Origin of the sequence: Pseudomonas sp. GL93 (assembly GCF_003408955.1) — a bacterium.
Classification (GTDB): domain Bacteria; phylum Pseudomonadota; class Gammaproteobacteria; order Pseudomonadales; family Pseudomonadaceae; genus Aquipseudomonas; species Aquipseudomonas paracarnis.
Genome location: NZ_NKRF01000138.1, coordinates 25,813 through 40,113, shown reverse-complemented (window position 1 = coordinate 40,113; position 14,301 = coordinate 25,813). Strand labels below are relative to the sequence as shown.

The window sequence follows — 14,301 nt, the reverse complement described above, 5'->3', positions numbered from 1 at the left end:
ACGCGTGTTTGCTGAATGAACGCGGCGCCTGTGAGTTTTTCGCGAGCAAGCTCGCACCTACAGACCCGCTCCCACATTTTGGCCGCGCCGCCGATTCCATGTGGGAGCTGGCTTGCCTGCGATGAGGCCCTCAATTACACCGCACACTCATCAGCCTATCCCCGGTACTTCGGCCAATTCTGTAGGAGCGAGCTTGCTCGCGAAAAACGTCAACGATAACGCGTGTTTGCTGAATGAACGCGGCGCCTGTGAGTTTTTCGCGAGCAAGCTCGCTCCTACAGACCCGCTCCCACATTTTGGCCGCGCCGCCGATTCCATGTGGGAGCTGGCTTGCCTGCGATGAGGCCCTCAAACACACCACACCTATCAGCCTGTCCCCGGCACATTCGGCCAAAGATCGGCCACCAGAAACAACCGCTCGGCTTCCTCCCACTCCTCACCGTTCGGCACCATGCGCACCAGCAACTGCGCCGGGGCCATTGGGTCTAGCTCTGCCAGCCAGCCTTGCATCTGCACCTCACTCCACACTTCATCGGCCGGGTAATGCGCGGGCGCCAGCCAGGCATGGCGGGGGAAGGGTTGCCAGCGACCCTCTGGGCGGGTGCTGACAAAGTCCGTCCAGTCGCGCTGATGCAACCAGCGCCCACGCAGGTGCCGCGGGTGAGCGCCGAGGGGGGAGTGCGCCGCGCCGGGCCAGGGGTAGAGCAGATAGCCGCCGAGCCACAAATGCGCATCAAACGCTTGGATATCCAACGCCGCCAAGGCCTCGCGGCTTTCTGCCCGCGCGGAGATCGGTAATTGATGCTCGGCCAGGTGCGCCAGCTTGCGGTCTAGCCGGTCATGGCAGCCAGGCCCCAGCCATTGCGCGGTGTCCTGGCCGTTGCCGTCCTGCGGGCCCAGGTAGAGTTTGATCGCCAGTTCCAGGTGGTGCACCCCATCGCGGTCGCGCAGCAGCATGTCCAGCTCGCCCAGGGTGTGCCCGGCACGGCGGATCGGCAGGTTGGCGGCCAGCAACTCCACGCCCGGGGCATGCTGCACCGCAAATTGCCACAAGCGCTCGTAGTACAGGCCCAGGCGCCGGGTACGTGACAGGCTCAGCCATTGCTGCAGCGCGCTGCTGTCCTGGTCCAGCTGGCGCAGCCAGGCTTCGAGTTGGTGAGGGGCCTGCACCCAGTCACTGCCCGCCAGCGGGTGGCGCTGCGGCCACGGCGTCTGCGCCAGCATCGGCGGCGCGAGCATCACCCACGCCCGGTCGCGCACCTCGGGGTGGCGCAGTTGGCGGGGCAGGGTGTGCAAGTCGGGGAATGGCGTCATGGTCCGAGCATAGCCTTTTCAGCGCGCAGAAGGTGCCTGAGAACCATTGTCATCAAGGCTTGGCGGCGACAAAGGATTTTGCCTGAGGCGGCCTTTCGCCCATAATCGCTCTTTTTGCCTCACCCCAGATCCCGCAGGAGCCCCATGGAGCAATTTCGCAATATCGGCATTATCGGTCGCCTGGGCAGTACCCAGGTGTTGGACACCGTCCGCCGGCTGAAGAAGTTTCTGCTCGAGCGCCACCTGCATGTGATCCTCGAAGACACCATTGCTGAAATCCTCCCCGGCCACGGCCTGCAAACCTCGTCGCGCAAGATGCTCGGCGAGGTGTGCGACATGGTCATCGTGGTCGGCGGCGATGGCAGCCTGCTCGGCGCCGCCCGGGCGCTGGCGCGGCATAATGTGCCGGTGCTGGGGATCAACCGCGGCAGCCTGGGGTTCCTCACCGACATCCGCCCCGATGAGTTGGAAGTCGAAGTGGCCAAGGTGCTCGACGGCCATTACCTGGTGGAGAACCGCTTCCTGCTGCAGGCCGAAGTGCGCCGCCATGGCGAGGCGATCGGCCAGGGCGATGCCCTTAACGACGTGGTGCTGCACCCAGGCAAGTCCACGCGCATGATCGAGTTCGAGCTGTACATCGATGGCCAGTTCGTCTGCAGCCAGAAGGCCGACGGCCTGATCGTCGCCACGCCCACCGGTTCTACCGCCTACGCGTTGTCGGCCGGCGGTCCGATCATGCACCCCAAACTCGATGCCATTGTGATCGTGCCGATGTACCCCCATATGTTGTCCAGCCGGCCAATTGTGGTCGATGGCAACAGTGAGCTGAAAATCGTGGTGTCCAAAGACATGCAGATCTACCCGCAAGTCTCCTGCGACGGGCAGAACCATTTCACCTGCGCCCCCGGTGACACCATCACCGTGAGCAAGAAGGCACAGAAGTTGCGCTTGATCCACCCGCTGGATCACAACTACTACGAAGTGTGCCGCACCAAGTTGGGCTGGGGCAGCCGCTTGGGAGGTGGAGGCGACTGATGCTCGATCCCGCGCGTAGCTACGACCTGATTGGTGACGTGCACGGTTGCGCTCATACCCTTGAGCACTTGCTCGACCAATTGGGTTACCACAAGCAGGGCGGCACCTGGCGCCATCCGTCACGCATGGCTGTGTTTCTGGGCGATATCATCGACCGTGGCCCACGCATCCGCGAGGCGCTGCATATCGTCCACGACATGACCGAGGCCGGCCAGGCGCTGTGCATCATGGGTAACCATGAGTTCAATGCGCTGGGCTGGACCACGCCGGCACCGCCGGGCAGCGGCAAGCAGTTTGTGCGTGAGCACAACCCGCGCCACGCCCGCTTGATCCACGAGACCCTGACCCAGTTCGAACACCACCCGGCCGATTGGCACGACTTCCTTGGCTGGTTCTACGACATGCCGCTGTTTGTCGACGCCGGGCGTTTTCGCGTGGTGCACGCGTGCTGGGACGACGGCTTTATCCAGCCGCTGCGCGCAACCTTCCCGGATGGCTGCATCGACCAGCACTTCCTGCAAGCCGCTGCCGTACCGGGCAGTTTCGCCTGCAACGCGTTCGACCGCCTGTTGCGCGGCACCGATATGCGCCTGCCCGACGGCCTGACGTTGACCGGTGGTGATGGCCTGACGCGTTCGTTCTTTCGCACCAAGTTCTGGGAAGACGACCCCAAGACTTACGGCGACATCGTGTTCCAGCCCGACGCCTTGCCGGAGCCGGTGGCGCGCACGCCGTTGTCGTCCACGCAAAAGAATTCCCTGCTGCGCTATGGCGTCGATGAACCGCTGTTGTTCGTCGGCCACTACTGGCGCAGCGGCAAACCAGCGCCGATCCGCCCGAACCTTGCCTGCCTGGACTACAGCGCCGTGCTGTACGGCAAGCTGGTGGCGTATCGACTGGACCAGGAAACCCAACTGGATCCGCGTAAATTCGTATGGGTCGACGTTGAGCGACCAGAGGCCATTCCATGAGTACCGTAGCTGTATTGCGCTTGCCCCTGAGCGTCGACCTGGGCGGCTTCGTCAAGTTGCTGCACCGCATGCAGGTGCCGCACCGCGTCAGCGAGGAGGCCGGTGAGCAGGTGTTGTGGGTGCCCGAGGCCATCAGCGACGACGTGCGCGCGTTGTATCAACGCTTCCCCGCTGGCGACCCGGACCAGCAACTGGACATTCCCGAGCAGGCGCCGGTTGCGCGGCCAGGTTTTGTCCAGCAGGTGCGCCACAGCCCGGTCACCGCGCTGGTGCTGTTGGCCAGCCTGATTGTGGGTGCGGTGACCCTGCTGGGTGAAAACCTGCAAGCCATGGCCTGGCTGACCTTCCTGCCGTTCCGGGTGCTGGGCGAGTACATCCAGTTCACGCCGCTGACCGACACGCTGGCCTCGGGGCAGTGGTGGCGCCTGGTCACGCCGATGCTGATCCATTTCGGCATCCTGCATTTGGCCATGAACGGCATGTGGTACTGGGAGCTGGGCCGGCGCATTGAAGCGCGCCAGGGCAGCATTAACTTGCTGGGCCTGACCCTGTTGTTCAGCGTGGCCTCCAACTATGCGCAATACGCCTACGGTGGTCCCGGTTTGTTTGGCGGCTTGTCTGGCGTGTTGTACGGCCTGCTCGGGCACTGCTGGATCTTTCAATTATTGTCGCCCAACCCGGCCTATCGCCTGCCCCGTGGGGTGCTGGTGATGATGCTGGTGTGGCTGCTGCTCTGCCTGTCGGGGCTGGTCTCGATGATCGGTTTCGGCGAAATCGCCAACGCGGCCCATGTGGGCGGGTTGGTCATCGGTTGCTTGACGGGTTTGCTCGGCGGTTTGTACAACCGTCGCAAAGCGTCTCTTTGATAAGGAAGAGCCTTATGTCCTCTTTTGCTGAAATGATCGAAAACATCACCCCGGACATCTACGAGAGCCTCAAACTCGCCGTGGAAATCGGCAAATGGTCCGATGGCCGCAAGCTCACCGCCGAGCAGCGCGAATTGTCGCTGCAAGCGATGATCGCCTGGGAGATTCAGAACCTGCCCGAAGAGCAGCGCACTGGCTATATGGGCCCGCAGGAATGCGCGTCCAAATCCGCGCCAGTACCGAATATCCTGTTCAAATCGGATGCGATCCATTGATTGAAATTGGTCGCGGTGCAGTCAGCAAAATGTCGGCGCAACTCGGTGAGCCGACCGTTCAATACGCCTTTCGCTTAGGAAGCACCGAGGTGCCGGTCAACCCGTTGATCGGCACCCATATACGCTTGGAGTACCTCGGCGCCATCCATTGCAGCCATTGCGGGCGCAAGACCAAGACCAGCTTCAGCCAGGGCTATTGCTACCCGTGCATGACCAAGCTGGCCCAGTGTGACCTGTGCATAATGAGCCCCGAGCGTTGCCATTACGACGCCGGTACCTGCCGCGATCCGGGTTGGGGCGAGACATTCTGCATGACCGACCACGTGGTGTACCTGGCTAACTCGTCGGGCATCAAGGTCGGCATTACGCGTGCTACGCAGTTGCCCACCCGTTGGCTGGACCAGGGCGCCAGCCAGGCGCTGCCGATCATGCGCGTGGCGACGCGCCAGCAATCGGGCTTCGTCGAAGACCTGTTCCGCAGCCAGGTGGCCGACAAGACCAACTGGCGCGCCTTGCTCAAGGGCGACGCGCAATCGGTGGACCTCAAGCAGGTGCGTGATGAGCTGTTCGCCTCTTGCGCCGAGGGCTTGCTGGGTTTGCAGGAACGCTTTGGCCTGCACGCCATCCAAACCATTGCCGACATCGAGCCGATTGAAATCCGCTACCCGGTCGAGCAGTATCCGACCAAGATCGTCAGTTTCAACCTGGACAAGAACCCGATTGCCGAAGGCACGCTGCTGGGGATCAAGGGCCAATACCTGATCTTCGACACTGGCGTCATCAACATTCGTAAATACACGGCCTACCAGCTCGCCGTGCATCAGTAGAAGGATCCCCAGCATGCGCACCGAACAACCGAAGATGATTTACCTGAAGGACTATCAGGCGCCGGACTACCTGATCGACGAGACGCACCTGACCTTCGAGTTGTTCGAGGACCACAGCCTGGTCCACGCGCAGCTGGTGATGCGCCGCAACCCCGAGCGCGGCGCCGGTTTGCCGCCGTTGGTGCTCGATGGCCAGCAACTTGAGCTGTTGAGTGTCCACCTGGCCGACCAACCGTTGACGGACGCTGACTACCAGTTGACCGATAGCCATCTGACCGTGCAGCCCAAGAGTGAGACATTCACCCTCGACACCACCGTCAAGATCCACCCGGAAACCAACACCGCCCTGGAAGGCTTGTACAAATCCAGTGGTATGTTCTGCACCCAGTGCGAGGCCGAAGGTTTCCGCAAGATCACTTACTACCTCGACCGCCCGGATGTGATGAGCGTGTTCACCACCACGGTGATCGCCGAGCAGCACAGCTACCCGGTGCTGTTGTCCAACGGCAACCCGATCGCCAGCGGCCCCGGTGAAGACGGCCGGCACTGGGCGACCTGGGAAGACCCGTTCAAGAAACCGGCCTACCTGTTTGCCCTCGTGGCCGGTGACCTGTGGTGCGTTGAAGACAGCTTCACCACCATGACCAACCGCGAAGTCGCGCTACGCATCTACGTCGAGCCGGAAAATATCGACAAGTGCCAGCACGCCATGACCAGCCTGAAAAAATCCATGCGCTGGGACGAAGAGACCTACGGCCGCGAGTACGACCTGGACATCTTCATGATCGTCGCGGTCAACGACTTCAACATGGGCGCCATGGAGAACAAGGGCCTCAATATCTTCAACTCCAGCGCCGTGCGGGCCCGCGCCGAAACCGCCACCGATGCCGCCCACCAGCGCGTCGAGGCCATCGTCGCCCACGAATACTTCCATAACTGGTCGGGCAACCGCGTGACCTGCCGCGACTGGTTCCAGTTGTCGCTCAAGGAAGGCTTCACCGTGTTCCGTGACTCGGGCTTCTCTGCCGACATGAACTCGGCCACGGTCAAGCGCATCCAGGATGTGGCGTACCTGCGTACTCACCAGTTCGCCGAAGACGCCGGCCCCATGGCCCACGCCGTGCGCCCGGACAGCTTTATCGAGATCTCCAACTTCTACACCCTGACCGTGTATGAAAAGGGCTCGGAAGTGGTCGGCATGATCCACACCTTGCTCGGTGCCGAGGGCTTTCGCAAAGGCAGCGACCTGTATTTCGAACGCCATGACGGCCAGGCCGTGACCTGCGACGACTTCATCAAGGCCATGGAAGACGCCAACGGCGCCGACCTCAGCCAGTTCAAGCGCTGGTACAGCCAGGCCGGCACTCCGCGCCTGGCGGTAAGCGAGGCTTACGATTCGGCGGCCAAGACCTACAGCCTGACCTTCCGCCAGAGCTGCCCGCCCACTCCGGACAAGGTCGAGAAACTGCCCTTTGTGATCCCGGTGGAGCTGGGCTTGCTGGACGAGCAGGGCGCCGGTATTGCCTTGCGCCTCGCCGGTGAAACGACCGCAGGTGGCACCTCACGGGTGATCTCGGTAACCGAAGCGGAGCAGACCTTCACCTTCGTGGACATTGCTGAAAAACCCTTGCCTTCGTTGCTGCGTGGTTTCTCGGCGCCGGTGAAGCTCAGCTTCCCGTACAGCCGCGATCAACTGATGTTCCTGATGCAGCACGACAGCGACGGTTTCAACCGCTGGGATGCCGGCCAGCAGTTGGCCGTGCAGGTGTTGCAGGAACTGATCGGCCAGCATCAGGCGGGCCAGCCGCTGAAGCTCGATCAACGCTTGATCGACGCGCTGCGCACGGTGTTGAGCGATGAAAGCCTGGACCAGGCCATGGTCGCCGAAATGCTCTCGCTGCCGAGCGAAGCCTACCTGACGGAAATCAGCGAAGTGGCGGATGTGGACGCCATCCACGCTGCCCGCGAGTTTGCCCGCAAGCAACTGGCCGACAACCTGTTCGAAGGGTTGTGGCTGCGCTACCAGGCCAACCGTGAGCTGTCCAAGCAAACGCCTTACGTGGCAGAAGCCGAGCACTTCGCTCGGCGTGCGCTGCAGAACATCGCGCTGTCGTACTTGATGCTCAGCGGCAAGCCAGAGGTGTTGGCGGCCACCCAGGATCAGTTCGACACCAGCGATAACATGACCGAACGCTTGACGGCGTTGGCGGTGCTGGTGAACTCGCCGTTTGAAGCAGAGAAAGCCCAGGCCTTGGCGGTGTTTGCCGAAAACTTCAAGGACAACCCGCTGGTCATGGACCAATGGTTCAGCGTACAGGCCGGCAGCACCTTGCCGGGCGGGCTGGCGCGGGTCAAGGCGTTGATGGAGCACCCGGCGTTCACCATCAAGAACCCCAACAAGGTGCGCGCGCTGGTGGGCGCATTTGCCGGGCAGAACCTGATCAACTTCCATGCGGCGGATGGTTCTGGCTACCGCTTCCTGGCGGACCTGGTGATCCAGCTCAATACCTTGAACCCGCAGATTGCCTCGCGCCAACTGGCGCCGCTGACGCGCTGGCGTAAGTACGACAGCGCCCGGCAGGCGCTGATGAAGGCGGAGCTGGAGCGCATCCTGGGTGCGGGTGAGCTGTCCAGTGATGTGTTTGAGGTGGTCAGCAAGAGCCTGGCGTAACCCTCATTGCCTTAACGCGATCCCCTGTGGGAGCGGGCTTGCTCGCGAAAGCGGTGGGTCAGTCGACATCAATATGACTGACCCACCGCTTTCGCGAGCAAGCCCGCTCCCACATTTAGGTCAGGGGGGCGTCAGTTTGATAAGCGTCGTAACTGCGGCGCGTGCGCTCTATCTCTTCGACCAACCGGTCAATGCCCGCCAACCGCGCCCGGTTGTCATGATCCCAGGGATGAAAGCCCGGCTTGAAATAATGCAGCCAAGGCCGGCACATCCGTGGAAACACCCCCTTGGGCCCATACAAAAATTTAACCATGCGCCATAACCCCTTCAGCGTGCCGCCCGAAGTGCGGTCGGCAAGTAACAGGCGCACGTGAAAATCCAGCACCACCACCCAGAACAGCACGCTGGTGGTCAGCATGGTGCCGGTGCGCAGCAGGTACCGTGCAGGCCCTGGTTTGATAACCCTGTTCCACACATCGAACGCCACGGCTTTGTGTTCGGTTTCTTCCAGGGCGTGCCAGTACCACATCTGCTGGTAACCCTTGAGTGAGTCGCCAAAGCGCGACGGGTCGCTCAGCAGGATTTCCGCGAGCATGGCGGTGTAGTGTTCCAGGGCGATGGTCACCGCCAGGTTGAACGACGGCGGCAGGTGTTTTTTCTGCAGGTCTAGGAAGAACTTCAGGCGTCGGTCGAGGGTGTGCGCTGGTAGGCCGGCCGCTTGCAGCAAGTCGTTGTAGGCCACGTGCTCACGGCTGTGCATGGCTTCTTGGCCGATGAACCCCTGGATCTCTTTTTTCAGCTCGGGATCGTCGATCTGCCCACGGTAGTGGCGCACGCTGTCCATGAAGAACAGCTCGCCCTGGGGAAACAGCAACGACAGGGCATTGAAGAAATGGCTGACCACAGGCCCTTGTTCGTGCCAGTTCTTGATGCGCTCGGCAGGCAAGGCAAAACGGATATCGCGACGGATCGGCAACATGGTGCGTCCTCCTGTTCAGAGTCGAGGCTCGTCGTTGGTTTCAAACACCGGCGTGCGCAGCTTGGGCGCCATGCGTTTGCTGGCAAACACCACCAGGGCCTGATAGGCCGCCGGCAGGCAGCGGGCGAGCAGGTCGAGGAAGTAGGCATCGCGGCCAATCAGCACGCGGCGCTTGTTTTTGCGTACGCCTTGCAAGATCACTTTGGCGGCCTGGTCGGCGTCGGTGATGAAGAGTTTTTCGAAATCGGCGCGGGCTTGTTGCTCGCTGTGGATGAGAAAACCGGTCATGTTCGCGTCGATGCGGCTGCTGCGGCAGATGTCGGTACGAATGCCACCGGGATGTACACAGGTGGCCGACACGCCGCAGCGTTGCAGGTCGAGTTCCTGACGCAAGGCCTCGGTGAAGCCGCGCACGGCGAATTTGCTGGCGTTGTAGCCGCTCATGCCCGGCTGGGCGAACAGGCCGAACACGCTGGACGTATTGATGATATGCCCGTCGCCGCTGGCCTTGAGGTACGGCAGGAATGCCTTGGTGCCATGCACCACTCCCCAGAAGTTAATGCCGACGATCCAGTCCAAGTCGGCGTAATCCACCCCTTCGACGGTGCTCGACAGTGCCACCCCGGCATTATTGAAGACCAGGTTGACTTGGCCGTGCTCGGCCACGCAACGCGCCGCCCAATCGTGCATGGCTTGGCGGTCGGACACGTCCAGCACTTGGGTGGTGACAGTGACGGGCGACAAGGTCGAGGTGCGGATCAGCGCCAGGGTTTGTTCCAGGCCCTGGCTGTTTTTGTCTGCCAGCGCCAGGTGACACCCTTCCCGCGCCAGTGCCAGGGCCAGTGCGCGGCCCATGCCGGAAGCCGCGCCGGTGATCGCCGCGACGCGGCCGTTGAATGACTTCATGACAGGCTGCCTTCTGTGGTGGAGTGGGGCGTTGCAACCGCGCGCGGGAGGGCGGGCGCGGGCGCCTGGCTGACGCTGTAGTCTTTGAGGGCAAAATGCCGGGTGACCTGCTTGAAGCGCCAGGTCGAGCCGGGCCACAGCGTGGTGTTCTTGCCGGTGCGCGGGTCGAGGTACCAGCTCTGGCAGCCGCCGGTGTTCCAGATGGTGCGCTTGAGCTTGTCCTGCAACTGCTGGTTGTAGGCGTGCTCCACGGCGGGTTTGACCTCTACCGTGGTAAGGCGCTGGCGCTGCATGTGTTTCAGGGCGTCGAGGATGTACGCGACCTGGGCCTCGATCATCAGGATCATCGAGTTATGCCCCAGGCCGGTGTTGGGGCCGACGATCAGAAACAGGTTCGGGTAGCCCGGCACGGTGGTGCCTTTGTAGGCATGGGCGCCATCGCGCCAGGCGTCCATCAGGTCGATGCCGTCACGGCCGATGATGCAGCCACGGGGCAACGGGTCGCTGGCCTGGAAGCCCGTGCCGAAGATCAGGCAATCGGCGGGGTGCTTGATACCGTCGGCAGTGATCACGCCGTCGGCTTCGATGCGCAGCACGTTGTCGGTGACCACCTCGACATTGCTGCGCGAGAGTGCCGGGTAGTAATCGTTGGAGATCAGCACGCGCTTGCAGCCGATGGTGTAGTCCGGCGTCAGGGTTTTGCGCAGGGAAGGGCGGGCCACCTGTTTGCGCAGATGACGCAGGGCGATTTTCTGCACCATTTTCATCAGGCGTGGATGCAGGGCAAAGCCCACCACACGGCCTTCCAATGCCCAGTAAAGCGCAGCGCGCACCAGCTTTTGGGTGAGCGGTACATGCTTGAACAACCAGCGTTCGAACGCTGAAATCGGCCGATCAGGCTTGGGCATGATCCACGGCGGTGTGCGCTGGAACAGGTCCGGGTGCGCTACCTGCGGGGCGATCTGTGGCACGAACTGGATAGCGCTGGCACCGGTGCCGATCACCGCCACGCGCTTGCCCTTTAAGGAGTACTCGTGATCCCACTGCTGGGAGTGGAAGCGCTTGCCCTTGAAACTGTCCAGCCCTGGGATATCTGGCATTGCCGGGCGCGACAAGCCCCCCATTCCTGACACCAGCACCCGCGCGCTGACGTGGCGGCCGTCGTTGAAGGTCAGTTGCCAGCGCTGCTGCTGTTCATCAAACAGCGCACGTTGCAGGCCCATGCCCAAGCGCAGGTAAGGCGCGAGCTCGAAGCGCCTGGCGCAGTCTTCCAGATAGGCGCGGATCTCGGGTTGCGGCGCGAACTGTCGCGTCCAGTTCGGGTTGGGCGCAAAGGAAAACGAATACACATGGGACTGCACGTCGCAGGCGCAACCTGGGTAGTGGTTGTCGCGCCAGGTGCCGCCGAGGGTCTGGGCCTGTTCGGCAATAAAGAAGTCGGTGAGCCCGGCTTCCTTGAGTTTGATCGCCATGCACAGGCCCGCGAACCCAGAGCCAATGATGGCGATGTCGATTGAATCACGGGGGGCATTCATAGGGCTGCCTCGTCGATAAAGCGCTTGGGCATCGGATGTGCTCCTGTTTTTGTTTTGTCTTTTAGATAGAACACCATTGCAAAGGGAAATTGAATTATTTATTTTAAAAAAGATTTTAAATAATCTACCTGAAAAATTCGCCTACGCTAGCACCTTGTTGCGCATGAGCGATTTGTCCGACGGACGAACGTGGTATGCATGAAGTGCAGGTCCAGGGTGTGGACGATGGCTGGGGCCAGACCAATTCCGGTCGGGTCGCCAGCAGCAGGGAAGCAGAGGACCGAGCTATGGCTGTCGAGTGGGTTGTCGCTGCAGGTGTGCTGGTGGGCGCCAGCGCGGCGTTATGGGGCTTGAGTGCCTGGATGACGCGGCGCATTGAAGCGACCGTGCCGAGCAACGGGCGCTTTGTAGAGGTGGACGGCGAGCGCTTTCATTATGTCGAAGAGGGCAAGGGCCCGCCGCTGGTGATGATCCACGGGCTGATGGGCAGCAGTCGCAACCTGACCTATGCCTTGTCCGGCCAGCTGCGTGAGCATTTTCGGGTCATCAGCCTCGACCGGCCGGGTTCGGGCTACTCCACCCGACAGAGCGGCACGCCAGCAGACTTGCCAGCCCAGGCGCGACAAATCGCGGCTTTTATCCAGACGCTGGACCTGGACAAACCGCTGGTGCTGGGGCACTCCTTGGGCGGCGCGATTGCCCTGGCGCTGGCCCTCGACCATCCCCATGCGGTGTCCGGATTGGTGCTGGTTGCGCCCTTGACTCACCCCCAGCGCATGCTGCCGCTGGTGTTCCTGTCTCTGGCCGTGCGCCCGGCCTGGCTACGGCGCTGGGTGGCCCACACCTTGACCCTGCCCATCGGCCTGCTGACCAAAGACTCGGTGGTGAAGGGCGTATTCGCCCCCGATCCTGCGCCGCCGGACTTTGCCACCCGTGGCGGCGGTTTGCTGGGCATGCGCCCCGACAACTTCTACGCCGCGTCCACCGAGATCAACCGAGTCAACGACCACCTGCCGGACATGGTCAAGCGCTACTCCCAATTGACCCTGCCCATCGGCCTGATCTACGGCGGGCAAGACAAGGTGCTCGACTTCCAGAAGCACGGCCAGGCCCTGGCCAGCAAGGTGCCAGGGCTGAAAATGCAGGTGATCGAAGGTCGTGGGCATATGTTGCCGATCACCGCAACTGAGCGCGTGGCGGCGCTGGTAGAGCAGGTGGCAAAGCGGGTCCGACCGGGCGAGAACGTCAGGCCCTTATACCCTCCTGTCGCCCTGGCGAGCCAGTAACAGTGCCACCTAACTGCGGCGCATAGGCGTTGACGCCTGCCCTGAACACCTGACCAGGCGGCTGAAAAGAGACTGCACGGTCACGGAAAAAAGGGCTGGAAAAACTAGTTGACGACCTAACGATTCCGCGCTATTTATTTAAAAAAATTATTTCAATGTGTAATTTGAAATTATTTTTGAAATGCCTAAGAGCGAATAAAATAATGAAAAAAACGCCTTTTATCGCATGGTTGATTTCCCGGAGCAGTCAACGCTCCGTATACCTGTCGTCTGCCTCGTTGCCCACCGAATGCGTTCGGAGGCTGCCATGAACCAGACTCTGGCAACTTCGCATGTCTGGGCCGACGGCAAACGCCACCTGTGGTGGCTCGGCATCATGCCGCTGGCGACGCCCTTGCTCTCCGGCGCCCTTGCCATCACCACAGGCGTGCAACAACTGTGGTGGGTGGGCGTACTGGTGATTTTCGGCTTGATCCCGCTGATTGACGGCCTGCTTGGCGAAGACGTCAGCAACCCGCCCGAATCTGCGGTGAGCCACCTTGAATCCCAACGCTACTACCGCTGGATCGTCTACACCGGCGTGCTGTTTGTGATTTCCTCGGTGGTCATCACCGGTTGGCTCGCTGCTGGCGGCATCGACTGGATCATCAACGGCGGCCTGTTGCACGCCACGGCCACGCTCGAACCCTCAAGCTGGCTGGCCAAGACCGCCGCGTTCATCACCGCACGCACTGAACTTCACGGTGAAGTCAGCTGGTTGACCTATGTGGGCATGGCCATGTCCACCGGTGCGGCCACCGGCATTGCCATCAACACCGCCCATGAGCTGGGGCACAAACCCAAACCCCTGGAAGTGTTTTTGGCCAAGGTCACCCTGGCGCCGACGTTCTACGGGCACTTTTACACCGAACATAACCGTGGCCATCACGTACGGGTCGCTACCCCGGAAGATCCTGCCAGCTCGCGCCTGGGTGAAAGTTTCTGGGCATTCCTGCCGCGTTCAGTGTGGTTCAGCGCCGTGTCGGCCTGGAATCTGGAGCGCGAACGCCTGCGCAAACTCGGCCTGCCGGCCCTGCACTGGAAGAACGCCGTGCTCAGCGCCTGGATGTACAGCGTGGTGTTGTGGGGCGCGATGATTGCCTGGCTGGGGGCGGCGGTAATTCCGTTCCTGATTATCCAGGGCATCTACGGGTTCTCCTTGCTGGAAGTGGTGAACTATGTCGAGCATTACGGCCTCAAGCGTCAGAAGTTGCCCAATGGTCGTTATGAACGCTGCTCGCCGCGTCACTCATGGAACAGTAATCGCATTGTCACCAATATCTTCCTGTTCCAATTGCAACGGCACTCCGATCACCATGCCAACCCCACGCGCAGTTATCAGTCGTTGCGTCACTTTGATGAGTCGCCGCAACTTCCGTATGGCTACGCCAGCATGATTGTCTGGGCTTATGTGCCGTACTTGTGGCGCCGCCGCATGGACCATCGCGTGCTGAATCACTATGGCGGTGATATCAACCTGACCAATCTTCAACCGTCAAAGCGCTTGAAGTACCTGGAAAAGTACAGCGGTAGTGCCAAGCCGTTTTGAGATGAAGTAAGCCTTCAGGGTGTACTCGGGATCTGTGTATCGCGCAGG

Annotated in this window: 12 protein-coding genes and 1 pseudogene; 8 read left to right on the top strand and 5 right to left on the bottom strand. The window is 61.6% G+C overall.

What is annotated here, in order from left to right:
• Window positions 1–366: 366 nt before the first annotated feature.
• On the bottom strand, window positions 367–1,314 hold the full coding sequence (locus CER19_RS28495; RefSeq protein ID WP_116668836.1) for a DUF1853 family protein: 948 nt from the start codon (window positions 1,312–1,314) through the stop codon (window positions 367–369).
• A gap of 144 nt (window positions 1,315–1,458) precedes the next feature.
• Between CER19_RS28495 and CER19_RS28490 the strand changes: the two genes are divergently transcribed.
• The 6 genes from CER19_RS28490 to pepN are packed head-to-tail and all read left to right on the top strand — an operon-like array spanning window position 1,459 to window position 7,959.
• The gene (locus CER19_RS28490; protein WP_003217892.1) at window positions 1,459–2,349 is read left to right on the top strand and encodes an NAD(+) kinase; all 891 of its coding nucleotides are present in this window, start codon (window positions 1,459–1,461) and stop codon (window positions 2,347–2,349) included.
• Window positions 2,346–3,320 carry a metallophosphoesterase gene (locus tag CER19_RS28485; RefSeq protein ID WP_165861689.1) on the top strand — a complete coding sequence of 325 codons (975 nt, stop codon included), beginning with the start codon at window positions 2,346–2,348 and terminating at the stop codon, window positions 3,318–3,320. Before CER19_RS28490 ends, CER19_RS28485 begins: the two co-directional genes overlap by 4 nt.
• Window positions 3,317–4,186 (top strand): rhomboid family intramembrane serine protease, encoded by an 870-nt coding sequence (locus CER19_RS28480; RefSeq protein ID WP_116668834.1) that lies wholly within the window; start codon window positions 3,317–3,319, stop codon window positions 4,184–4,186. The genes CER19_RS28485 and CER19_RS28480 overlap by 4 nt, the downstream gene beginning before the upstream one ends.
• 14 nt (window positions 4,187–4,200) lie before the next feature.
• On the top strand, window positions 4,201–4,461 hold the full coding sequence (locus CER19_RS28475) for a YeaC family protein (protein WP_003190750.1): 261 nt from the start codon (window positions 4,201–4,203) through the stop codon (window positions 4,459–4,461).
• A complete protein-coding gene (locus tag CER19_RS28470) occupies window positions 4,458–5,288 on the top strand; it encodes a DUF2797 domain-containing protein (RefSeq protein ID WP_165861688.1) in 831 nt (276 codons plus the stop codon). Before CER19_RS28475 ends, CER19_RS28470 begins: the two co-directional genes overlap by 4 nt.
• Window positions 5,289–5,301: 13 nt before the next feature.
• Window positions 5,302–7,959 (top strand): aminopeptidase N, encoded by a 2,658-nt coding sequence (gene pepN, locus CER19_RS28465; protein WP_116668833.1) that lies wholly within the window; start codon window positions 5,302–5,304, stop codon window positions 7,957–7,959.
• A gap of 24 nt (window positions 7,960–7,983) precedes the next feature.
• On the opposite strand, the pseudogene CER19_RS29530 reads toward pepN, so the two are convergent.
• From CER19_RS29530 to CER19_RS28450, 4 genes and pseudogenes are all read right to left on the bottom strand, one after another.
• A pseudogene (locus CER19_RS29530) lies at window positions 7,984–8,073 on the bottom strand (metal ABC transporter ATP-binding protein); the annotation flags it as partial.
• A gap of 1 nt (window position 8,074) precedes the next feature.
• The gene (locus CER19_RS28460; protein WP_116668832.1) at window positions 8,075–8,938 is read right to left on the bottom strand and encodes a metal-dependent hydrolase; all 864 of its coding nucleotides are present in this window, start codon (window positions 8,936–8,938) and stop codon (window positions 8,075–8,077) included.
• A gap of 15 nt (window positions 8,939–8,953) precedes the next feature.
• On the bottom strand, window positions 8,954–9,844 hold the full coding sequence (locus CER19_RS28455) for an SDR family oxidoreductase (protein WP_116668831.1): 891 nt from the start codon (window positions 9,842–9,844) through the stop codon (window positions 8,954–8,956).
• Window positions 9,841–11,379, bottom strand: a complete 1,539-nt coding sequence (locus CER19_RS28450; RefSeq protein WP_116668830.1) for an NAD(P)/FAD-dependent oxidoreductase — start codon at window positions 11,377–11,379, stop codon at window positions 9,841–9,843. Before CER19_RS28450 ends, CER19_RS28455 begins: the two co-directional genes overlap by 4 nt.
• 287 nt (window positions 11,380–11,666) lie before the next feature.
• Between CER19_RS28450 and CER19_RS28445 the strand changes: the two genes are divergently transcribed.
• Together CER19_RS28445 and CER19_RS28440 are read left to right on the top strand one after the other, a co-directional pair.
• Window positions 11,667–12,665, top strand: coding sequence for an alpha/beta fold hydrolase (locus tag CER19_RS28445; RefSeq protein WP_116668837.1), 999 nt, complete (start codon window positions 11,667–11,669; stop codon window positions 12,663–12,665).
• 307 nt (window positions 12,666–12,972) lie between these two features.
• Window positions 12,973–14,253, top strand: a complete 1,281-nt coding sequence (locus CER19_RS28440; RefSeq protein ID WP_116668829.1) for an alkane 1-monooxygenase — start codon at window positions 12,973–12,975, stop codon at window positions 14,251–14,253.
• Window positions 14,254–14,301 lie beyond the last annotated feature (48 nt).